The following is a 21,181-nucleotide window of genomic DNA, read 5'->3' as shown; positions in this document are numbered from 1 at the left end:
CGTGCCGGGACGATTCGACGGCGCCGTCGTCTACATCACGGGCATCGCCCGCGGGCAGGGGCGCAACCACGCCCTGCGATTCGCGCAGGAGGGCGCTGCGGTCATCGGCATGGACATCGCCGGACCGATCGCCGACCACACCACCTACCCCGCGGCCACCCCCGAGGACCTCGCCGAGACCATCCGACTCGTGGAGGAGGCCGGCGGCCAGATCCTCGCGCGACAGGGCGACACCCGCGACCTCGCGTTCCAGGAGCAGCTCGTCGCCGACGGCGTGGAACGTTTCGGCCGGCTCGACCACGTGATCGCCAACGCCGGCGTGCTCACCTGGGGTCGCATCTGGGAACTCACCCCCGAACAGTTCGACGACATCATGGCCGTGAACGTGCGCGGCACCTGGAACACGTTGCGCGTCAGCATCCCGGTGATGATCTCCCAGGGGATCCGCGGCAGCATCACCGTCGTCAGCTCCAGCGCCGGGCTCAAGGCGATGCCGTTCCAGGCGTCGTACTCCGCGTCGAAGTTCGCCATCCGGGGGATGGCGCAGTCGGCGGCGAAAGAGCTGGGGGAGCAGGGCATCCGCGTGAACACCATCCACCCCTACGCGGTGAACACGCCGATGGCGTTCGAGGACACGAAGGCGTCCGAGGTCTTCGCGATGGAGCGCTACATGCCCAACTTCGTGCCCATCCTGGACAAGCCGTTCTTCTCGACCTGCGACGAGGTCACCGACATGGTGATGTTCCTCTGCTCGGACTCGGCGAAGACCATCACCGCATCCGAGTTCTCGATGGACCAGGGGTCCGTGAAGGTCTGACCGGGACGGGCGTGCGCCGCGCCCGGACTCAGTCGGCCCAGACCTCGGATGCCGGTGTCGCCGTACGCACGGGACCCACGGGTGTCTCGGGGACGGACCGGGAGAACCGCGGTGCGACCGACGCCTGTGTGACGCCGTCGATGTCGGCGATCGTGGTGCGTGCGGCGAGGTGCGGATGCTGCGGCGCCTCGGTGAAGTCGAGCACCGGCGTGGTGCACGCGTCGGTCCCGTCGAAGACCGCAGCCCACTCGTCGCGCGTGCGTGTCGCGAACGTCTCGGTGAAACGGGCACGCAGCTCCGGCCAGCGGGCGATGTCGTTCTGCTCGGGCAGGTCCGCGTCGGTCAGCCCGAGCCCCTGGATCAGCTGGGCGTAGAACTGCGGCTCGATGGCCCCGACCGCCATGTAGCGGCCGTCCGAGGTCTCGTACACCTCGTAGTAGGGGGCGCCGGTGTCGAGCAGGTTGACGCCGCGGCGGTCCTGCCACAGCCCGGTGCCGCGGAACGCCCACATCATCTGGCCCAGGACGGAGGCGCCATCGACCATCGCCGCGTCGACGACCTGGCCCCGTCCGGAGATGCCGCGCTCGACCAACGCCGCGAGGACGCCGACGACGAGGAACATCGACCCGCCGCCGAAGTCGCCGACGAGGTTCAGCGGCGGGACGGGGCGTTCGTCGGCGCGGCCGATCGCGTGCAGCATGCCGGTGAGCGAGATGTAGTTGATGTCGTGTCCGGCGCGGTCGGCGAGTGGGCCGTCCTGACCCCATCCCGTCATCCGCCCGTAGACCAGTCGGGGATTGCGCTCGAGCAGTTCGTCCGGGCCGAAGCCGAGACGCTCCATGACGCCGGGACGGAACCCCTCCACGATGACGTCGGCGCGGTCGACGAGGCGCAGGATCTCGTCGCGGTCGGCGGACGACTTGAGGTCGGCCTCGACGACGGCGGACCGTCCGCGGAGCAGCTGGTCGGCGGGGCGGTCCGCGGCGGGGAGCGATCCTGCCCGCTGGACGCGGACGACGTCGGCGCCGAGATCGGCCAGCAGCATCGACGCGTGCGGGCCTGGGCCGATGCCCGCGAACTCGACCACACGGACGCCGCCCAGGGGGCCGGGGCGGGTCGTGGGGGTGTGTCCCGGGGTGTTCGGGGCGCTGCTCATGGGCCACCTCGTCGTCGAACGTTCGCCTACGGACCGAGCACTCGCTCGCCTGGTCGCACAGCATCGCACGTGCGTCACCGTGCCCCCACGGCAGGGTGGAGGCCGGTCCGCGACCCGCCCACCGGTCACCGTCGCGAAACGGTCAATCACGTTCGCGGATCGGGTGTTCAGAATCCGTCGCGGTGACTAGCATCATCAGGATGACCCGCCCCGGTGGGCTCGGTGGGAAGACCTGGCCCGAGCTGGACGATCGCCGGTGCACTGTCGTGGTTCCGCTCGGCGCCCTCGAGCAGCACGGGCCCCATCTCCCGCTGGACACCGACACCCGCATCGCGGAGACGGTCGCGGGGTGGGCGGTCGAGCGTCTCGTCGCCGACGGTCACGAGGCGATGACCGCGCCGTCGCTCGCATACGGAGCGAGTGGGGAGCACGAGGGGTTCCCGGGAACGGTGTCGATCGGCCACGACGCCCTTCGGCTCCTCCTCGTCGAGTTCGGTCGCAGCGTGTGCCGCTGGGCAGCGCGTCTGCTGATCGTCAACGCGCACGGCGGGAACGCCCACACCGTGGTCGACGCTGTCGCACTGTTGCGATCCGAGGGACGCGATGTCGCGTGGTGGGCGTGCACGACGCCCGGCGCCGACGCGCACGCGGGGCTGACGGAAACCTCTGTCCTCCTGGCGATCTCCCCCGGGATGGTGATGCGTGACAAGGTTGCCGTCGGCGCGACGGCGCCGATCGGCGACCTGATGGACAGTCTCCGGGCCGGAGGGGTGCGCGCAGTCAGCGCGAACGGTGTCCTCGGCGACCCCCGCCCCGCCGACGACGACCAGGGCCGACGCATCGTCGAGGACATGGTGGACCGGCTGGCCGCTGCCACCCGTCGCTGGCTGCCGGACGAGCGGGGCGGGCTCGCATGACGGACGAGGTCTCGACGACCGGCGGGTCGCTCGTGCACGAGCGACCACAGACGACCCGCCTCCCCGACGGTTTCCAGGTCCAGATCGACTCGCGCGTCACGGTGTCGGACGACGGGCGACACCTCGTCGGCGGATCACCGACCCGTCTGCTCTCGCTCGCGCCCCGTGCGGTGGCGATGATCGACTGCGACGGTCGCCTGGCGGTGTCGGACGAGTCGACGGCGACCGTCGCCCGCCGGCTCCTCGACGCAGGGATCGCGCACCCGCGCCCCATGTTCGGGCCCTCAGTCGACGACGTCACGATCGTGATCCCCGTGCGCGACAACCAGATCGGACTGGACCGCCTGCTCGGCGCGCTCGGCTCCGCGGAGGTGATCGTCGTCGACGACGGCTCGCAGGAGCCGGTGCGGGCACGCGGGGCCGAGATCGTGCGCCTTGACCAGAGCGTGGGCCCGGCGGCGGCGCGGAACGTCGGTGCGGCGCGGGCACAGACCGAGTTCGTGGCCTTCGTCGACTCGGATGTCGTTCCCGAGACATCCTGGGTCTTCACGCTTCTCGCGCACTTCTCCGATCCCACGGTGGCCATGGTCGCCCCCCGGGTCGTCGCCCTGTCGCAGGACGGCGGCGTGACCGCGCGGTACGAGGCACTCTGCTCGTCGCTCGACATGGGCCGTCGGGAGGGTCCGGTGGTTCCCGGCACACGTCTGTCCTACGTGCCGAGTGCTGCGATCATCATGCGGCGCAGTGCTTTCCCGGGTTTCGACGAGCGCATGCACGTCGCCGAGGACGTCGACCTGTGCTGGCGCCTGACCGCAGCCGGGTGGACCGTCCGCTACGACCCGATCGCCACGGTCGCCCATGACCACCGCACGGCGCTGCGCGCGTCCCTGGCGCGGCGACGGTTCTACGGCACCGGCGCGGCACCGCTCTCGCATCGACACCCGGGGCACGCCGCCCCCGTCGTCGTGACCGTTCCGACCGCGATCGCTGCGCTCGCCGCACTCACCCGCTCGCGCTGGGGTGCCGGCGTCGTCCTCGCGATGATCGCGGTCATCGCCGGGCGGCTGTACCGCCGTGTGGAGACGGTGCCCGACGCGGCATCGGTCGCGGCGCGTCTCACGGCGGAGGCCGTCGGGTTCGGGTTCCTCCAGATGGCGGCCGCGCTGTGCCGGCACTACTGGCCGGTGTCTCTCGTGCTCGCACTGCTGTCGGCGCGATTCCGCAGTGTGCTCATGGCCGTCGCGATCGTGGACGGGGTCGTCGAATGGGTTCGGGCGGAGATGCTCAACCCCGATCCGATCGAGCCCCTCGGCGTGACCCGCTTCCTGGTCCTGCGTCGCCTCGGCGACCTCGCCTACGGGGCGGGTGTGTGGCAGGGCGTGATGACCGCGAGGACCGCCACCGCCCTGCGACCCACGATCGTGCGGGCCGACGCGTCGCGGGCTCCCGCGACGGCGTCGGCCGCACACTGACGCCCCAGGTCGTGTCCGCCCGGCGGCGCGTCGTGGTGGTCGGAGCGGGCAGCGCGGGATGCGCCGCCGCACTGAGAATCAGCGATTCGGGTTGCGACGATGTGCTGGTGCTCGAAGCCGGCGGTCAGGCCCCGGCCGTGGACATCGGTGTGCTGCCACTCTCCGACCCGTCCCGGGTGCGGGTGCACCGGGACCGGGAGGGGACGGACCTGCCGCGGGGGCGGGGGACGGGTGGTTCGTCCGCCGTGAACGGCGGATACTTCCTGCGCGCCCACGCCGAGGATCTCGACGGATGGGACCAGTCCGTGTGGGCACCCGACGTGGTCGAGCGCGCGTACACCGCACTCGACGGTGGCGGGCCCGGCGGTGGGGCGATGTCTGTCCGGCGGGTCGGCGACGCCGAGATGCACCCCCGCGCGACGGCGTTCGAGCGGGCGATGCGGGGAGCCGGGCACCTCACGGTCGAGGGGGTCTGGCCGAGCCCCGGGATCGTCCGGGTCCGGATGAACGTCGTCGGGGGGAGACGACGTACCGCGGCCGACGGGCTCCTGGCGCAAGCGCTCTCGCGTCCACACGTCGACCTGAGGACCCGCAGTGTCGTCGACAGGATCGAGATCGACTCGGCGACAGTGCGATCGGTCGTCCTCGACGACGGCACGGTGCTCCCGGCGGATGTGGTGGTGCTGTGTGCCGGCACCATCGGCTCGGCCACGATCGCCGCCCGATCGGGTCTGTCGGCCACCATGCCACTCGCCGAGCACCGCGAACTGCTCGTGCGCAGCCGCACCGCGTCGACCGATCCCGGTCCGATCGGGCCGGTGCTGCAGACCGTCGTGCACACCCATGATGGTTTCGAGATCCGCTGCTACGCGCACGATTTCGCCGATCACGTCGCAGGCGTCCCCCGCAGCGGTCCGGCCGTCGGGGTCGCGGCGATGCGTGCTGTCGGGGCGGGCTCGATCGCCGTTCCCGAGGACCGGGGCCCCGACATCGACCTCGGACGACCCGACGCTCCCGCCCTCGCCCGGATGCGCGAGCTCGCCGACGAGGTGGCCGCGATGCTCGAGGGGCCCGAGTTCACCGGACTCGTCGCGCCGGGATCGACGACCGTGGACGAGACACTCGGCACCTCCCACCATGCCTGGGGCGCACTGCCGATGGGCGGCGCTGCGGACTGGGAAGGCCGGGTCCGCGACGTCGACGGGTTGTGGGTCGCCGACGCGGCTGCACTGCCCACGCCGCTGTCGAGTGGGCCGCACGCGACGGTGACGATGGCCGCGTCGGTGATCGGAGAGCGGATCGCCGCGTCGGGACTACTCTGACGCGCATGGCCTCACTGGACGATCCGACGATCCGCGCATTCCTCGCAGAGGGGACGAAGACCGGGCACCTCGGGTGGACGGCGTCCGACGGGCGTCCTGTGGCGGCACCCGTCTGGTTCGTCCTGGACGGCGACCGGATCGCGTTCAACACGGGTGCCGCGACGGCGAAAGGCCGTGCCATCGCCCGGGATCCGCGAGTGGTCATGACCATCGACCTCCCGGAACCGCCGTACGCGTTCGTTCAGGTCCAGGGGATCGCGCACATCGGCGACGACCTCGACGAGGTCCGCCGGATCGCGACCGAGACCGGTGGTCGGTACATGGGGGCCGATCGTGCCGAGGAGTTCGGCGCACGCAACGGCGTGCCCGGCGAGCTCGTCGTCTGGATCGAGCCGACGAAGGTCATCGCCTCACTCGATGCCACTGCCTGACGCCGTCACCGCAGCGGCGCGATGGGCGTCGATCGATGCGCGCAGCAGTGCCATGTAGCGGTTCATGTCGGGCAGCACGATGTCGTCGGCGGTGACGCAGATCCGAACGCGACCGAGGCCGACCACCGCACAATGCGCGAGAGCCGTCTCGTTTCCCAGTGGTGACACGGCGAAGCCGGACACCACCGGCACACCCGAGACGGTCGCCACGGGAGTGGTGTTGATGATGGTGGAGAGCACCGTGTTGACCGCGGTGGTGGAGCCCGCCCGATGCCCACGACGCCGCGCCGCGGCACCGGAGACCCGCAATGCCAACGCGGGCGCGAGTTTCACCGCATGCCAGAACCGACTGGCCGCGACCGCTCCACCGCGTTCCTTCTCCGATCGCGTACTCGATGCCGTCGCCTGCAGTCGCGTGGCGAGATCTGCGATGTCTGTGTGCAGCGAGACCGAGAGCGGCAGGAAGCGATTCGCGGTGTCCGGGTCCGACTCGTCCGACTCCCACCGCCGGGTGCTCATCGGCACGAGGCACACGAGAGATCGCTCGGGCGACTCGCCGTGGAAATCGAGGTACCCGTGGACCGCACCGGCGACCATCGAGAGCAGGACGTCGTTCTTGGTGGCGTCTGGTGCGAGTCGGGCGGCGTGGTCGAGGTCGGCCTCCTCGACCTCCACGAAGTCGGTCCAGCGGCGCCCGCGGAGACCCCGGTTGAACCGTGTGACCGGTGCGGCGTGACGGTCGTAGACCGCGCGCTCGGTCCGCGATCGACCGGCCTGCCGGCGGGTCTCCCAGAGGGCTCGCGTGAGGGCGACGACGAAGACCGCCCAACGGGCAGGAGCGCGCAGCACGTCGCGGGCGACGGTCAGCCACCATGGCCCCTCCAGGGCGCCGATCGGTGTGGGTCGGGCGGGTTCGTCGGGATCGTCGGCGAGGAGCCGATGCAATCGCTGCTCCCATCCGATCCCGTCGAACGCCGCGTGATGGAACGACACGGCCAGGATCGTCACCGACCCTGATTGCGCGGGCACACCACCCACGTCCGACAGGATGTCCACCGACCACAGGGGCGCGGTCATGTCGAACGGCCGGGCAGCCTCGTCCGCGATGAGTTCTTGAGCCTGCGACCATCGCATCGGGTCAGGGTGCACACGGATGTGGTCCGCAGGATCGGTGTCGGGGTCGACGACCCAGTACGGCTCGCCCACATCGCCCGGTGTTCGTCTCAGCACCGCCGAGAACATGTCGTCAGCGGACAGTCGTCGGGAGAGGAGATCGACGACTGCCTGGTCGTCCAGGCCTGTCGGTTCTCCGTCTTCCCGGGCCAAGATCCAGCAGGAGATGACACGTGAGCTGATGAAGCCGTCCACCAGATAGACGTATCCGGCATCACGGGCACTGAGTCGACGCACTGATCCATTGCCTCCGCTGAACGCTCTCGTCGTCGGTCCGATCCGTCGCAGACGTCCGGGTTCGTGTCCCCCGCATGTACCACACCAAATTCTCACTTTTCGGTAATGAGTGCATAAGGATCATCGATCCCTTTAACATTGACGTACGGATCTTTACGAAACCTGACCCCGGTCCGCATGGTCGACAAGCGCTGACGACGCCACCGACCGTGCAGAGAGGCAGTGATGACCCGCTTCGATTCTCTCGCCGACTCACTCGGAGGCACACCCCTTGTCGGTCTGCCTCGGCTGTCGCCGAAGTGGCACGAGGACTCCTACGGGCCGTCGGTGCGCCTGTGGGCGAAACTCGAGGCGAACAACCCGACGGGATCGGTGAAGGACCGACCCGCCGCAGCGATGATCGAGTGCGCCGAGCGATCGGGTGTCCTCCGCCCCGGTGCCACCATCCTCGAGGCCACCAGCGGCAACACGGGGATCGCATTGGCCATGAACGCCAAGCTGAGAGGGTATCGGCTGATCTGCGTGATGCCCGAGAACTCCACGGAGGAACGTCGCGCCATGCTGCGCATGTACGGGGCGACGGTCGTGCTCACGCCGGCGTCCCAGGGTTCGAAGGGCGCGGTGGACGAGGCGCATCGGATGGCCGAGCGCGATTCCTCCCTCGTCTTGCTCGACCAGTACCGCAACCAGGCGAACGCGCTCGCGCACGCCCAGGGCACCGGGCCGGAACTCCTGGCGGATCTGCCCGAGATCACGCATTTCGTGGCCGGACTCGGCACGACGGGGACGTTGAACGGCGTCAGCCGCTTCATGCGCGCCCACAAGTCCGGTGTCCGTGTCGTGGCGGCAGAGCCGGTGGTGGGGGACAAGATCTGCGGACTGCGCAACCTGGACGAGGGATTCGTCCCCGAGCTCTACGATCCCTCTCTGCTGGACGAGCGCTTCCCCGTCCACGCCGACCGCTCCGCGGCGTTCGTGCGAGCTCTCCTCGCGATGGAGGGCATCTTCGCCGGGGCCAGCACCGGCGCGATCCTCGAGGCGGCCATGGGCGTCGGCGAACGGGAGCTCGCTGCGGGACGCCGGGCGGACATCGCCCTGATCGTCCCGGACGCGGGATGGAAGTACCTGTCGACGGGCGCGTACGAGGAGTCTGAGGCGGCCGTTCCCGCTCTCGTCAACCCGCGGTGAGTCAGCGCGCCGCCGCTGCGCGGCGGTAGCCGCGGATGGCGGGGTACGTGAAGACCAGCAGCGCGCCGACGGCCCAGGCCAGCGTCTTCCACAGGCTGGTCCCGAGTTCCCCGCCTGTCGCCAGTGCTCGCATGGCGTCGATCGCGCACGTCATCGGTTGGTTCGCGACGATGGGTTGCAGGACCTTCGGGTAGGCGCTGATCGGGGAGAAGCCCGAGTTGAAGAACATGAACAGGCTCGACACCAGCGAGATGATCGGGACGAGCGGCAGCCCCGAGGACGAGAGTGCGAGCGCCAGCACCATGGTGGAGAACGCGGCGCCGAAGAGAAGTGCCACCGCGAAGATGCCGAGCGAGGGCAGGATGCCCTGGTTGAACCGGAACCCGATGATGGTGCCGAAGGCGGTCAGGATGATCGTCCCGAGCAGGATGCGGGCCAGCTCGGTGATGATGCGGGCGGACAGGTCGGCGCCGCGGTGGACCGGCAGCGCGTAGAGGCGTGTCAGCAGGCCGGTCTTGCGTTCGCTCTGCAGCCGCACGCCGCCGGCGAGAGACCCGAACATCGCACCCACGAGCACGACGAGGGGCACGGTGCCGAACGCCGAGTTCTGCCCGGTGGCCTTGCCGATGGCGTCACCCAGCACGACCTTGAACATGATCATGCTCATCGCCGGGAAGAACAGTGTCTGCAGCAGGGTGGTCCGGTCACGTACCCACACGAGCAGCTGACGACCCGTGAGGATCGCTGTGTGCTCGCGATAGGCACGCCAGCCGGTCTCACCGGTCTGATGCGGTCGGGGGAAGACGGTCGCGAGGGCCCGGATGTCGGCCGGCGCCCCGGGAGCGATGGATTCCCCGCGGGCCAGGAGCGCGGTCAGTCGCACCGTCGAGGCGTCGTCGACACCGGGCTGCGGGTACTCCGGGTGAGGATGACGGGTCACACGGCCGTCGGCGTCGTCGGACAGCACCGTCCAGGTCCCGACCACCGAGCGGATCGACCCGGTCCCGGGGAACAGCACCTGTCGGCCCGTGCCGGGCTGCGGGGGCGGCGGCGGGGATCCCGCATCGCGGGGGCGTGCACCGGCGTGAGGGATCGCCTCGGTCTCCGCGGCCGCGATCACGTCGGGGTCGGGCGGGGCGGGCCGCCACCAGTGATCGGCGACCGAGTCCCGCGGCGAGCGATGTCGCGGGCGTCGCGCGCCGACGTCGGTGTCCGATGCCTGACCGGACGGCGTCCCCGTGATCTCCCAGCTCACTTGCGGTACCCCCGCGCGAAGACGACCGCGAAGCCGACGACGACGAGGACGAGGATCCCCAACGCCCAGGCGCCCGGCGCGACGAACTGGTCGAACGACACCGACCCGTTGTCGAAGGCCCGCATCAGCTCGGTGAACTGCGAGATCGGCTGATTGCGTGCGAACCCGCGGATCCACTCCGGGAACTGCGACTCCGGCACGAACCCTGTCGACAGCATCCCCAGGATGAGCTGGGGGAGAGCGAGAGCCTGGCTGGTCGCCTCGGGGTTGTTGGCCAGGATGCCGATGGCGTCGGCGCCGACCGCGAGGAGGATGCCCACGACGAGCGCGACGACCACGAATCCGAGGAAGTAGAAGATGCCGTGCTGCGGCCGCCATCCGATCGCCAGGCCCGCCAGCAGCGCCCACGCCAGCGAGACGACGAGGAGCGCGGCGTTCGCGAGCATCCGCGCGATCACCGGGATCATCGGGTTGACCGGCATGCTGCGAAGCCGCTCGGTGATGCCGACGGACGCGTCGGTCGCCGCGCGCATCGCCGCGGACGTGGCCACGAAACCGACCGACTGCAGGCAGATGACCGGCATGAGGAACTGGCCGTAGTTCACGCCGGGGATCGCGTCGAAGATGCTGCGCAGAGGGACGTAGAAGCAGATCGCGAGCATGATCGGCGCGAAGATGCCGAGGTAGAACTCGCCCTGACGGAACATCGACCGCAGCGAGCGCGCCGTCAGGGCGCCGATCTGTCCGAGTGGGTGGACCTGCGGTCGCACTCCGTCGCCGACCATGAGCAGCGCCACGGCGTCGGACCGCGCGACGTCGGAACCCACGGCGGGCCCCGATCCCGCCCGGGTCATCGGGAAGCCGGACCGGCCGGCGGGGTCGGTTCCGCGGGTGTCTCGGTGAGCTTGAGGAACACGTCGTCGAGGGAGGGCCGGCGGAGCCCCACGTCTGTCAGTTCGATGCCCGCGCTGTCGAGGCGACGAACGACTTCCACCAGGGTCGCGGTCCCGGTACGCGCGGGGACGGTGAGCGCGGTCTGCGTCGCGTTGCGGCGTGCGCCGCCCGGTGCGAGATCGGCGAGCAGGTCGGCGATGCGTCCGAGGTCGTCGGGATAGCTCGGGACCACCTCGCAGACGGTCCCGGCGACGCGGTCCTTCAGCTCGTCTGCCGTCCCCTCGGCGATGACACGTCCTGCGTCGATGACGACGATGTTGTCGCTGAGGAGGTCGGCTTCCTCGAGGTACTGGGTGGTCAGCAGCGTGGTGATGCCCATGTCGCGCAGTGAGGTGACGATGTTCCAGACGTCCTGACGGCTCCGCGGGTCCAGACCCGTCGTCGGCTCGTCGAGGAACACGACCTCCGGTCGCACCACCAGGCCGCATGCGATGTCGATGCGTCGGCGCATGCCGCCGGAGAACGTCCCCACCCGTCGGCCCGCCGCCTCGGTCAGGGCGAACGCCTCCAGGAGTTCCTCGGACCGGCGGCGCGCGGTCTTCTTGTCGAGGCCCATCAGGCGGCCGAACAGGATGAGATTCTCCCGTCCGGTCAGTGCCTCGTCGAGAGCGGCGAACTGACCGGTGAGCATGATCGACTGCCGCACACCGGCCCGCTGTGTGACGACGTCGTAGCCGGCGATCGTCGCCGAACCGCCGTCGGGCACGAGGAGCGTCGCGAGCATGTTGACGGTCGTGGTCTTGCCGGCGCCGTTGGGGCCGAGGAGACCCAGGACGGTACCGGTGGGCACCTGGAACGACACGCCGTCGACGGCCGTGAAGTCACCGAACCGCTTGACGAGACCGTCGGCGACGACGGCGGGACCCGTGGCGGACCGGGCTTCGTCGACCGGCCGCCCCTGCGTCACTGACATCGGTATGGCTTCCTGCTCGGATTCACGGTGCGCGCGGATCGGGATCGCGAAGTCACGATCGCGACTGTCACGACGAACATAGCCGACCAGCAGGGTGACACACCGAATGCTCGGACCGTTGTAACGCTCTCCAGGACGCCGTCGATATAGGGACGGAGTCGAACGGGAATTCGCGATGGCGTATTTCTGGTTACGACAACTCGGATATCATTTGGCCCGTCCGAAGAATTCCGGTGATCGGTAGTCCAGACCACCGTTCGTGAGGGGCACACGAGCTGGAGGAGGGACCGTGGCGACGACGCTCCGGACAGATGTCGAGAATCCCGTGCAGACGGCGACCACGCGCACCCTCGGCGATCTCGTGACGCGGGCCGCCGCGACGGCGCCCGACGCGATCGCCGTGTCGCGTCCGGACCTCGTTCTCTCGTTCGGTCAGATCGCCGCGGCCGCGCGCGCCGCCATGGTCTCGATGTCGTCGTCGTCCACGATCGACGACTCCACCCTCACGGTCGCCCTGATGATGACGGTGCCCGGGCTCGCCGCGTCGGGTCCGTCCGGCCTGGCCGCTACGCTGGCATCCCTGCGGGCAGCGGCGACCGTCGCCGTCGCCGCCGCGGAACGCATCCGCTGACGAGGAGGTCGACGCCATGAGCAACCCGTTCGACGACGAGAACGGCCGGTTCTTCGTGCTGGTCAACGACGAGAACCAGCACTCGCTCTGGCCGACGTTCGCCGACATCCCCGCCGGCTGGAACAAGGTGTTCGGCGAGGCGTCGCGGCAGGAGTGCCTCGACTACGTCAACGAGCACTGGACGGACCTTCGGCCGAAGAGCCTGATCGAGGCCATGGAGGCCGACGCGGGTCAGTGACCTGCATGTCCCGGCCACGGGCCGGTAACGCCTGTGACACGACTCACACACATGACGCCTGTGTTTCTGCTGTGAACACCGTGTCAAACCGCTGGTCAGAGACCCGTTTGTAGAAGTCCTCCAGAGGAAACCGTTCCAACCTGTAACGGAACGTACACACGTTTGAGTTCCCCCTCCGGTTACTGTGTCTCCACACACAGTCGAAGTCGGACACGTACAGGGGTGAGAGATGACTTCCACAGCAGTTCGGTCGGGGGGAACGGCCGCATCTGATCAGTCGCTCGGGGCGGATGCCCCGGACCTGGTCACCGCCGTGCGCCGGGTTGCTACCGCCACGCCGGGTCGCGTGGTGTGCCGGTACCACTACCGTGGGCTGTCCTACCGCGAGCTCGACGCCGCGCTCGACCTGATGGTGCCGGTCACGCGTGGACAGCAGATGGACGACCGCGCCGCGGTTGTGGCCGCGGTGTTCGCGGCGATCCCGTCCCTGTCGACGGAGCGTGACCCCGCGACGGTCGCGGCAGTCATCGACGGGACGTTCGCACGCGTCCTCGCCGACCTCGCCGAGGTCGATGTCGCCGCGGTCGCCGCTCCGCAGCGGGGAGTCGGCACCAGCGAGATCGATCTCCGCGGAATCGCCAGTCGCCTCACCGGCGCCTGACACACATCCCGCCCACGGGGTGGGTTCATTTCTTTTCTCGACACTCCATTCTCGACGCCGAGGCCGTCTCCCCGACGTGCCTCCCTCCCGTCATGTTCATGTAGCATCGACAGGCGTTTTGCCGATGTTTCATGACGGCATTGCGATCGCACAGTCTGTCCAGGCATCAGGGCAGACGGGAGGAACCGGGCGTGTCACCACGCCCGCTGGTCTGTTCATGACACGATCGATGAGCACTGCTTCAGAACAGTGCATCGCCGGTCGGTTCTCGACGGACCCTCGTTCGGGATGGGAGCACGAGAGACTTGGTAGTCGGAGGCTCCGACACACCGCAGGGTGACCCGACGTTCGACCTGTCCGCAGCCCAGCGAGGAATCTGGTTCGCCCAGCAGGCGCTCGGGTCGATCCCGATCACCATCGCGGAGTACGTCGAGTTGCGCGGACCGGTCGACCGCGACGCGTTGACGGCGGCGTGCAACCGGATCGGCCGTGAGGCCGGGTCGGGGTTCCTGCGGCTGGTCGACACCGGTGACGTGCCCCGGCAGTGGGTCGACGACGCTCGGGACGAGTCGATCGGCTTCCACGACGTCTCCGGCGAGCCCGATCCGCGGTCCGCGGCCCTGGCGTGGATGCGCGCCGACCACAGCCGCCCCCTCGACGTCCTCGCGGATCGACTGACGATCGCGGAACTGTTCCGACTCGGGCCCGACCACCACCTCTGGTACTGGCGGGCGCATCACATCGCGATGGACGGCTTCGGCGCGACCGCGATGCTGTCGCGTGCCGCAGAGATCTACCGCGCGCTGGTGGAGGACCGCGAGCCCCCGCCGTGGAAGGGCGCGACCCTGCAGGAGGTCGTCGACAGCGAGAGGACGTATCGGGAGTCGTCACGCTTCGAGAAGGATCGCGAGTACTGGGCCGAGCGCAACCTGGGTCTGCCGGCAGCGCTGTCGCTGGCCGCCCGCCGCGAGCCGCCGGGTGAGTACTCGCGGCTGGCGTCGGTCGAACTGACCGGTCGTGTCGCCGACCTCGTCGATGCGGCGGCGGCCGAGGCGGCGGGGAGTCCCGCGCCGGCGGTGATCGCCGCGTTCTCGGTGTACCTCTCGCGGATGCTCGACGTGGAGGACGTCGTGCTCTCGCTGCCCGTGTCGGCGCGCAACACCGCCAAGCTGCGGTCGGCGGCAGGCATGGTGTCGAACATCGTGCCGCTGCGTGTGCAGGTGCCGCCGAGCACGCCGATCGCGACCGTGCTGACCGACACGCAGACCGCCCTGACCGGTGCGTTGCGTCGGCAGCTCTACCGACACGAGGACATGCGACGTGACCTCGGGCAGGGAACGGGTGAACGGGGTCTGTTCGGCCCGTCGGTGAACCTCATGATGTTCCAGTCCGAACTGGACCTCGGCGCGGCGACAGGCGCCGTGCACGTCCTGACGACCGGGCCCGTCGAGGACCTCGCGGTGAACATCTACCCGGGTGCGGCCGGACGCCGGCTGCGGATCGACCTCGAGGCCAACCCGCGCCTCTACGACGACGTCGACCTGTCCGAGCACCTCGACCGCTTCGTCGGTCTGCTCGAGGCGTTCCTCGGCGCCGATCGGGATTCACCCGTGGGTTCGGTGCCGTTCGGGTCGGCCGAGGAGATCGACACCGTCGTCCGTGGATGGAACGAGACGGCGCACGACGTGCCCGACGATGTGCTGCCGGCACTGCGCCAGGCGCGTGCCGCCGCCGATCCGGACGCCGTCGCGCTCGTCGTGGGCGACGTCGAGCTGAGCCATCGCGAGTTCGGCGCCCGCGTCGCCCGCTTGGCGCGCCACCTCATCGACCGTGGCGTCGGACCCGACACCCACGTGGCCGTCGCGATCCGGCGCTCGGTCGAGATGATGGTCGCGATCCATGCCGTCGTCGACGCCGGCGGTGCCTACGTCCCGATCGATCTCGACAGTCCGGCCGACCGCGTCGCAGCGATCCTCGACGGTGCGCGACCTCGCGCCGTCCTCACCGCCTCGGCCGACGGGTTCGTCCTCCCTCAGGGCAGCGACACCGACGCCCCGGTCCTCGTGGTGGACGAGCTCGACGTGACCGACGAGTCGGACGCCCCCGTCACCGACGCCGATCGCCGCGCGGCGCTGCGGCCGGACGACACCGCCTACGTCATCTACACGTCCGGCTCCACGGGGAGGCCCAAGGGCGTCGCGGTCGCCCACCGCGCGATCGTCAACCGTCTGCAGTGGATGCAGGGGGAGTACCCGCTCGACGAGACCGACGCCGTCCTGCAGAAGACGCCGATCACGTTCGACGTGTCGGTGTGGGAGTTGTTCTGGCCCCTGCAGGTCGGCGCGCGACTGGTGGTCGCCGCCCCCGACGGACATCGCGACCCGGAGTACCTGGCCCGACTCATCGCCGACCACGACATCACGACGACACACTTCGTGCCCTCGATGCTGGCGCTCTTCGTGGAGTCGGCCCCGGCCGCGTCCCTGACCTCGCTGCGTCGCGTGTTCGCGAGCGGTGAGGCGCTGACCCCGACCGTGGCGTCGCGTCTCTCCGCCATCACCGACGCGGGCCTGCACAACCTGTACGGCCCCACCGAGGCCGCCGTCGATGTCACCTACCACCCGTTCGATCCGGCCGCCGACACGCTTGCCGTGCCGATCGGCCGCCCCGTGTGGAACACGACGGTGCATGTCCTCGACCGTCAGCTTCGTCCGACCGTCGTCGGCGCGGTGGGGGAGTTGTATCTCGGTGGCGTGCAGCTGGCGCGTGGCTATGTCGGCGATCCGGCTCAGACGGCCGGTCGTTTCGTCGCCGCCCCGTTCGGTGCTGCGGGCGAGCGGATGTACCGCACGGGCGATCTGGTGCGGTGGACCCGCGGCGGTGAGTTGGAGTACGTGGGGCGCAGCGATTTCCAGGTGAAGGTGCGTGGTCTGCGTATCGAGCTGGGTGAGATCGAGTCCGCGGTGCTGTCGGATGCGGCGGTGCGCGAGACGGTCGTGACGGTGCACGAGAGCCCGCAGGGTCAGCGACTGGTCGCCTACGTCGTGGCGTCGGCGGGTCGCACGGTCGACACGGCGTCGGTGGTGGCGGGTGTGCGGGCGCGGGTGCCGGGGTACATGGTGCCCGACGCGGTCGTCGTGCTGGATGCGATGCCGCTCGGCGGCAGTGGCAAGGTCGACCGCAAACTGCTTCCGGCGCCGGACTTCTCGGCGCACGCCGCGCCGTTCCGCGCGCCGGTCACCGAGACCGAGAAGACGTTGGTCGGTGTGATCGAGGACCTTCTCGGCCGTGACGGTGTGGGTCTGGACGATTCGTTCTTCGGCCTCGGCGGCGACAGCATCATGTCGATCCAGCTGGTGAGCCGCGCGCGGGCACTCGGTTTGCGCTTCACCTCACGGCAGGTGTTCGAGCACAAGACGATCGGTGAACTCGCCGCGGCGGTGCAGTCCGAGGTCGCGGTGGCCGAGGAGCTCCCGGGCGGCGGTGTCGGTGACGTCGACCCGACCCCGATCCTGTTGCGGCTGGCGGAGGACCCGACCGCGGTGGGCCCGGTCTCGCAGTCCATCGAGGTGACCGCTCCCGCCGACCTCGACCGCGACGCGCTGGCCGCGGCCGTGCGGACCGTCGCCGATCACCACGACGTCCTCCGTTCCCGTCTGACCGTCGAGGACGACGGCACTCTCCGTCACGTCGTCGGCGGGCCTGGTGACGGCGAGATCGCCCTGACCGACGTGTCGGTCCCGGCGCCTGTCGATTCGTCGGAGTGGGTCCACGGGGTCGACGCCGCGGTGCAGCGGGCCACCGACGCGCTCGATCCGGCGTCGGGTCGTGTCGGGTCGATCCTGCTGATCCGTCCGGGATCGAGTGACGACACCCCGGTCGCCCGTCTCGTGATCGTCCTGCATCACCTGGTGGTGGACGGGGTGTCGTGGCGGATCCTGTTGCCGGATCTGGCGGTGGCGTATGCGCAGCACGCCGCCGGCGCCGACGCCGTCGACCTGCCTGCGATCGGCACGTCGATGCGGCGCTGGGCGCGTGGGCTGACGGAGTTGGCGACGTCTGCCGGGGTGCGCGGGGAGCTGGACTCGTGGCGCGGGATCGTCGCCGACGGTGGGGGTCTGGGTCTGACGGTGGACCCGGAGCGTGACACGGTCGGCACGCTGCGCCGCCAGGAGTTGCGGCTGTCGCCGGAGCTGACCGAGACGTTGCTGACGCGGATCCCGCAGGCGTTCCACGGGGGTGTGAACGACGGACTGCTGGCTGCGCTGGCGTTGGCGGTGACGCGCTGGCGTGGTGAGGATGCCGCGCCGGGCGGTTCGCGGGTCGTGATCGAGCTGGAGGGTCACGGGCGCGAGGAGGAGCTGCTCGCGGGGTCGGACCTGTCGCGCACGGTGGGGTGGTTCACCACGGCGTATCCGGTGGCGCTGGACGTCTCCGGGGTCGACCTGGTTGGGGCGCTGTCGGGTGGGTCGGCTGCCGGCGACGCGGTGAAGGTCGTCAAGGAGCAGTTGGCGGGGATCCCGCGTCGGGGTGTGGGTTTCGGACTGTTGCGGTATCTGGATGTGCAGGGTCGGGAGGTGTTGGCCGGGCCGGCGCCGGCGATCGGGTTCAACTACCTGGGTCGCCTTGCGGGTGCGGGTGCCGGCGGTGCGTGGGTGCCTGCCGGGGACGCGGCGTTGCGGGGGACACGCGGTGCGGATGTCGCTGTGCGGCATGCGATCGACATCAACGCCACGGTGGTCGACACCGCCGACGGTCCGCAGTTGTCGGCGACGGTCGACCATCCCTCGGGCGCGGTGTCGGCCGAGTCGGTCGACGCGCTGGTGGATCTGTGGCAGCAGGCGCTGGAGAGCATCGCCCGGCATGCGGCGTCGGCGGATGCAGGCGGTTTCACCCCCTCGGACCTCGATCTGGTCCGGATCGCTCAGGCTGACATCGACGGCCTCGAACGCCGCTTCGATCCGCTGGTCGACGTGTGGCCGCTGACGCCGCTGCAGACCGGTCTGCTCTTCCACGCCGAACTCTCGGTCGGCTCGGTCGACCTGTACACCGCGCAACTCGTCCTCGACGTCACCGGCGTCGACGCCGACCGCATGCACCGTGCTGCCCAGGCGCTCGTCGACCGGCATGCGACCCTGCGGACCGCGTTCGTCGCCGCGGCCGACGGAGCGCCGCTGCAGGTCGTCACATCCGGTGTGACAGTGCCGTTCACGGTCCACGACGTCTCCGCCGCGGCCGACCCGGACGAGGCGCTGGCCACGATCGTCCGCGCCGAACGCGTCACCCCGTTCGACATGGCCACCCCGCCCCTGCTGCGCTTCGCGCTCGTCGCACTCGGTGACGACCGATGGCGCCTGCTGTCGACCAATCACCACATCCTCCTCGACGGCTGGTCGTTGCCGGTGTTCGCCGCCGACCTCTTCGCCCTCTACGCCGCCGACGGCAGCCAGGCGCTCACGCCGCCCGCGTCCTACCGGACCTACCTGTCGTGGCTGGCGAGCCGAGACCACGGAGCCTCGGTCGCGGCATGGGAGTCGGCGATGGCCGGACTCGACGAGCCGACCCTGCTCGCGGGAGAGGCATCCGGTGCGGACGACGGCGTCTCCGAGCAGGTCGAGATCACCGTCGACGACGACCTCCTCGAGGGACTGCACGCCTGCGCCCGGTCGGCAGGAATCACCTTCAACACGGTGTTGCAGGTGGCGTGGGCGCTGGTGCTCTCGCGCCTCACGGGTCGCTCCGACGTGGTGTTCGGGACGACGGTCTCGGGTCGTCCACCGGAGGTGTCCGGTGTGGAGGCGATGCTGGGGCTCTTCATCAACACGTTGCCGGTGCGGGTGACGACGCACGACGGCGACGATGTGGACGCGGTGCTCAAGCGGGTGGCCGACGAGCAGGCCGACCTGCTCGACCACCATCACGTCGGTCTGGCCGACATCACCGCCGCGACGGGGCTGGACGTCCTGTTCGACACGATGATGGTCTACGAGTCCTATCCCCTGGACCGGGACGCGTTGTCGCAGGCCACATCTGTGGCCGGTGTGACCGTCACCGACGCCGACGTGGTCGACGCGACGCACTACCCGCTGACGGTCATCGCGCTCACCGACCCGTCACTGCGCCTGTCGGTGAAATACCTGCCGTCGATGATCTCGTCCGAGCGAGCGAACGCTGTCCTCACCATGCTCGTGCGCGTGCTCGACCGCATCGCGCAGGCACCCCGGGCCCGCATCCTCGACGTCGACGTGCTGTCGGACGAGGATCGACAGGAACTGCTGTCCCGCAGTGGTTCCGGCGACGTCCCGGCCCCGCGACCCCTGGCCGACCTGCTGGCCGACGCGGCGCGGATGGGTGCGGGTCGCGTGGCGGTGGAGTCGCCGGAGGGGTCGATCACCTACGACGACCTCGACGCCCGCTCCAGCGCACTGGCCCGCGTGTTGATCGCGCGCGGCATCGGACCGGAACAGATCGTGGCCCTGGGCATGGGACGCTCGGTGGAGTTCATGGTCGGCCTGTGGGCGGTGGCGAAGACCGGCGCGGCCTATCTGCCCGTCGACATGCGGTACCCCCGCGAGCGGATCGAGCACATGCTCACCGATTCGGGTGCCGTGTACGGCATCTCGACCCGCCGCTGGGCCGATGCGCGGCCCGCGACGGTGCCGTGGCTGGACCTCGACGACGCGGCGACCGAGGAGCTGACGGCGGTGCAGTCGTCGTCACCGGTGTCGGATGCGGATCGTCTCGCGCCGGTGCGGGTGTCGAATCTGGCGTACATGATCTACACCTCGGGCACGACGGGTGTGCCGAAGGGTGTCGCGGTGACCCATGGTGGGTTGGCGGCCCTGATGGCCGAGCAGTCCGATCGCTTCGTCCTGCGGCCGGAGTCGCGGACACTGCATTTCGCGTCGCCGAGTTTCGACGCGTCGGTGCTGGAACTGTTGTTGGCACTCGCACACGGTTCGACGATGGTGATCGCACCGACCGAGGTGTACGGCGGGCAGGACCTGCACGACCTGTTGGCGCAGTTCCGGGTGACGCACGGCTTCGTCACCCCGGCGGCGTTGGCGTCGGTGGACCCGACCGGCCTCGATGCGTTCGAGTCGGTGGTGGTGGGTGGTGAGGCCTGCCCGCCGGAGTTGGTGGCGCGGTGGGGTGTCGGGCGTCGGATGTTCAACGGCTACGGCCCGACGGAGGCGACGTGTTTCGCCGACATCGCCGGGCCGATGGTGCCGGGTGAGCCGATCACGATCGGTCGCCCGGTCCGCGGCTTGACCTCCATGATCCTGGATCGTCGCCTGCAGCCGGTACCGCCGGGTGTGGATGGTGAGCTCTACCTGTCCGGTCCTGCGTTGGCGCGGGGCTATCACGCCCGCCCGGGCTTGAGCGCGGAGCGGTTCGTGGCGAACCCGCACGGCGACACCGGTTCCCGCATGTATCGCACCGGGGACGTGGTCCGCTGGGTGCGCGGTGGCGACGGCGGGTGGGAGGTCTTCTACGTCGGGCGCAGCGACTTCCAGGTGAAGGTGCGCGGGTTCCGCATCGAGCTCGGCGAAGTCGATGCGGCCGTGGCGTCCCATCCCGACGTGGCGTTCGTGACGACGATCGGCTCGCCGCTGCCCGCGGGAACGACCGCCCTCGTCTCCTACGTCGTGCCGACACCCGGCGCCACGGTCGACCCGACGGCGATCCGTGACCACGTAGGACGCACGCTGCCGTCGCACATGGTCCCGTCGCTGGTGATCGGCCTCGACGAGATCCCGCTGACCCGCACCGGCAAGCTCGACCGCGCGGCGCTTCCCGCCCCGGATCCGGCGCA

The 21,181-nt window shown here is 70.0% G+C and carries 15 protein-coding genes (1 of these 15 only partly in view); 10 read left to right on the top strand and 5 right to left on the bottom strand.

Features of this window, described 5'->3' with window-relative positions:
* The first annotated feature begins 1 nt into the window (after nt 1).
* Complete coding sequence (locus Q1A98_RS07775) at nt 2-817, top strand: mycofactocin-coupled SDR family oxidoreductase (protein ID WP_299571641.1); 816 nt, start codon at nt 2-4, stop codon at nt 815-817.
* Nucleotides 818-845: 28 nt separating this feature from the next.
* Here Q1A98_RS07775 and Q1A98_RS07770 read toward each other — a convergent pair whose 3' ends face one another.
* Nucleotides 846-1,973, bottom strand: a complete 1,128-nt coding sequence (locus Q1A98_RS07770; protein ID WP_299571640.1) for a CaiB/BaiF CoA-transferase family protein — start codon at nt 1,971-1,973, stop codon at nt 846-848.
* A gap of 200 nt (nt 1,974-2,173) precedes the next feature.
* On the opposite strand from Q1A98_RS07770, the gene mftE reads away from it, so the two are divergent.
* From mftE to Q1A98_RS07750, 4 genes are read left to right on the top strand one after another with little or no spacing between them, the layout of a single operon-like run.
* On the top strand, nt 2,174-2,890 hold the full coding sequence (gene mftE / locus Q1A98_RS07765; RefSeq protein WP_299571638.1) for a mycofactocin biosynthesis peptidyl-dipeptidase MftE: 717 nt from the start codon (nt 2,174-2,176) through the stop codon (nt 2,888-2,890).
* A complete protein-coding gene (mftF, locus tag Q1A98_RS07760) occupies nt 2,887-4,362 on the top strand; it encodes a mycofactocin biosynthesis glycosyltransferase MftF (protein ID WP_299571636.1) in 1,476 nt (491 codons plus the stop codon). The genes mftE and mftF overlap by 4 nt, the downstream gene beginning before the upstream one ends.
* On the top strand, nt 4,260-5,684 hold the full coding sequence (mftG, locus tag Q1A98_RS07755; protein WP_299571634.1) for a mycofactocin system GMC family oxidoreductase MftG: 1,425 nt from the start codon (nt 4,260-4,262) through the stop codon (nt 5,682-5,684). The genes mftF and mftG overlap by 103 nt, the downstream gene beginning before the upstream one ends.
* Before the next feature lie 5 nt (nt 5,685-5,689).
* Nucleotides 5,690-6,115, top strand: a complete 426-nt coding sequence (locus Q1A98_RS07750) for a PPOX class F420-dependent oxidoreductase (protein ID WP_299571632.1) — start codon at nt 5,690-5,692, stop codon at nt 6,113-6,115.
* On the opposite strand, the gene Q1A98_RS07745 is transcribed toward Q1A98_RS07750, so the two are convergent.
* The gene (locus tag Q1A98_RS07745) at nt 6,095-7,525 is read right to left on the bottom strand and encodes a wax ester/triacylglycerol synthase domain-containing protein (RefSeq protein ID WP_299571629.1); all 1,431 of its coding nucleotides are present in this window, start codon (nt 7,523-7,525) and stop codon (nt 6,095-6,097) included. The two genes, Q1A98_RS07750 and Q1A98_RS07745, sit on opposite strands and share 21 nt — an antisense overlap.
* A 225-nt stretch (nt 7,526-7,750) precedes the next feature.
* On the opposite strand from Q1A98_RS07745, the gene Q1A98_RS07740 reads away from it, so the two are divergent.
* On the top strand, nt 7,751-8,713 hold the full coding sequence (locus tag Q1A98_RS07740; RefSeq protein WP_299571627.1) for a PLP-dependent cysteine synthase family protein: 963 nt from the start codon (nt 7,751-7,753) through the stop codon (nt 8,711-8,713).
* Nucleotide 8,714: 1 nt separating this feature from the next.
* Here the strand turns inward: Q1A98_RS07740 and Q1A98_RS07735 are convergent, their stop codons facing one another.
* The 3 genes from Q1A98_RS07735 to Q1A98_RS07725 form a co-directional block, all read right to left on the bottom strand.
* Entirely contained in the window at nt 8,715-9,536 is an 822-nt protein-coding gene (locus Q1A98_RS07735) for an ABC transporter permease (RefSeq protein WP_299571868.1), read from the bottom strand.
* A 428-nt stretch (nt 9,537-9,964) separates the two neighbouring features.
* On the bottom strand, nt 9,965-10,795 hold the full coding sequence (locus Q1A98_RS07730; protein ID WP_299571624.1) for an ABC transporter permease: 831 nt from the start codon (nt 10,793-10,795) through the stop codon (nt 9,965-9,967).
* 23 nt (nt 10,796-10,818) lie between these two features.
* Nucleotides 10,819-11,835 (bottom strand): ATP-binding cassette domain-containing protein, encoded by a 1,017-nt coding sequence (locus Q1A98_RS07725; protein WP_366943381.1) that lies wholly within the window; start codon nt 11,833-11,835, stop codon nt 10,819-10,821.
* A 289-nt stretch (nt 11,836-12,124) separates the two neighbouring features.
* On the opposite strand from Q1A98_RS07725, the gene Q1A98_RS07720 reads away from it, so the two are divergent.
* The 4 genes from Q1A98_RS07720 to Q1A98_RS07705 form a co-directional block, all read left to right on the top strand.
* The gene (locus Q1A98_RS07720; protein ID WP_299571621.1) at nt 12,125-12,466 is read left to right on the top strand and encodes a hypothetical protein; all 342 of its coding nucleotides are present in this window, start codon (nt 12,125-12,127) and stop codon (nt 12,464-12,466) included.
* A gap of 16 nt (nt 12,467-12,482) precedes the next feature.
* Nucleotides 12,483-12,704, top strand: coding sequence for an MbtH family protein (locus Q1A98_RS07715; protein ID WP_299571619.1), 222 nt, complete (start codon nt 12,483-12,485; stop codon nt 12,702-12,704).
* A gap of 229 nt (nt 12,705-12,933) precedes the next feature.
* The gene (locus Q1A98_RS07710; RefSeq protein WP_299571617.1) at nt 12,934-13,365 is read left to right on the top strand and encodes a hypothetical protein; all 432 of its coding nucleotides are present in this window, start codon (nt 12,934-12,936) and stop codon (nt 13,363-13,365) included.
* 305 nt (nt 13,366-13,670) lie between these two features.
* A protein-coding gene (locus tag Q1A98_RS07705; RefSeq protein ID WP_299571615.1) for a non-ribosomal peptide synthase/polyketide synthase crosses the window boundary here: on the top strand, nt 13,671-21,181 show its 5' end (the start). Its footprint extends 26,533 nt past the window's final position; only the first 7,511 of its 34,044 coding nucleotides appear in the window; it begins with the start codon at nt 13,671-13,673; its stop codon lies beyond the right edge, outside the window.

Source organism: uncultured Williamsia sp. (genome assembly GCF_947494875.1).
Taxonomy (GTDB): Bacteria; Actinomycetota; Actinomycetes; order Mycobacteriales; family Mycobacteriaceae; genus Williamsia_A.
The sequence above is the reverse complement of the archived record's forward strand: the minus strand, read 5'-3'. Positions and strand labels throughout refer to the sequence as shown.

Bases quoted from the DNA above. Each gene is read 5' to 3' on its own strand.
- Q1A98_RS07770 (WP_299571640.1), bottom strand. From the start codon at position 1,973: ATGAGCAGCGCCCCGAACACCCCGGGACACACCCCCACGACCCGCCCC.
- mftE (WP_299571638.1), top strand. From the start codon at position 2,174: ATGACCCGCCCCGGTGGGCTCGGTGGGAAGACCTGGCCCGAGCTGGAC.
- mftF (WP_299571636.1), top strand. From the start codon at position 2,887: ATGACGGACGAGGTCTCGACGACCGGCGGGTCGCTCGTGCACGAGCGA.
- Q1A98_RS07750 (WP_299571632.1), top strand. From the start codon at position 5,690: ATGGCCTCACTGGACGATCCGACGATCCGCGCATTCCTCGCAGAGGGG.
- Q1A98_RS07740 (WP_299571627.1), top strand. From the start codon at position 7,751: ATGACCCGCTTCGATTCTCTCGCCGACTCACTCGGAGGCACACCCCTT.
- Q1A98_RS07725 (WP_366943381.1), bottom strand. From the start codon at position 11,835: ATGTCAGTGACGCAGGGGCGGCCGGTCGACGAAGCCCGGTCCGCCACG.
- Q1A98_RS07715 (WP_299571619.1), top strand. From the start codon at position 12,483: ATGAGCAACCCGTTCGACGACGAGAACGGCCGGTTCTTCGTGCTGGTC.
- Q1A98_RS07710 (WP_299571617.1), top strand. From the start codon at position 12,934: ATGACTTCCACAGCAGTTCGGTCGGGGGGAACGGCCGCATCTGATCAG.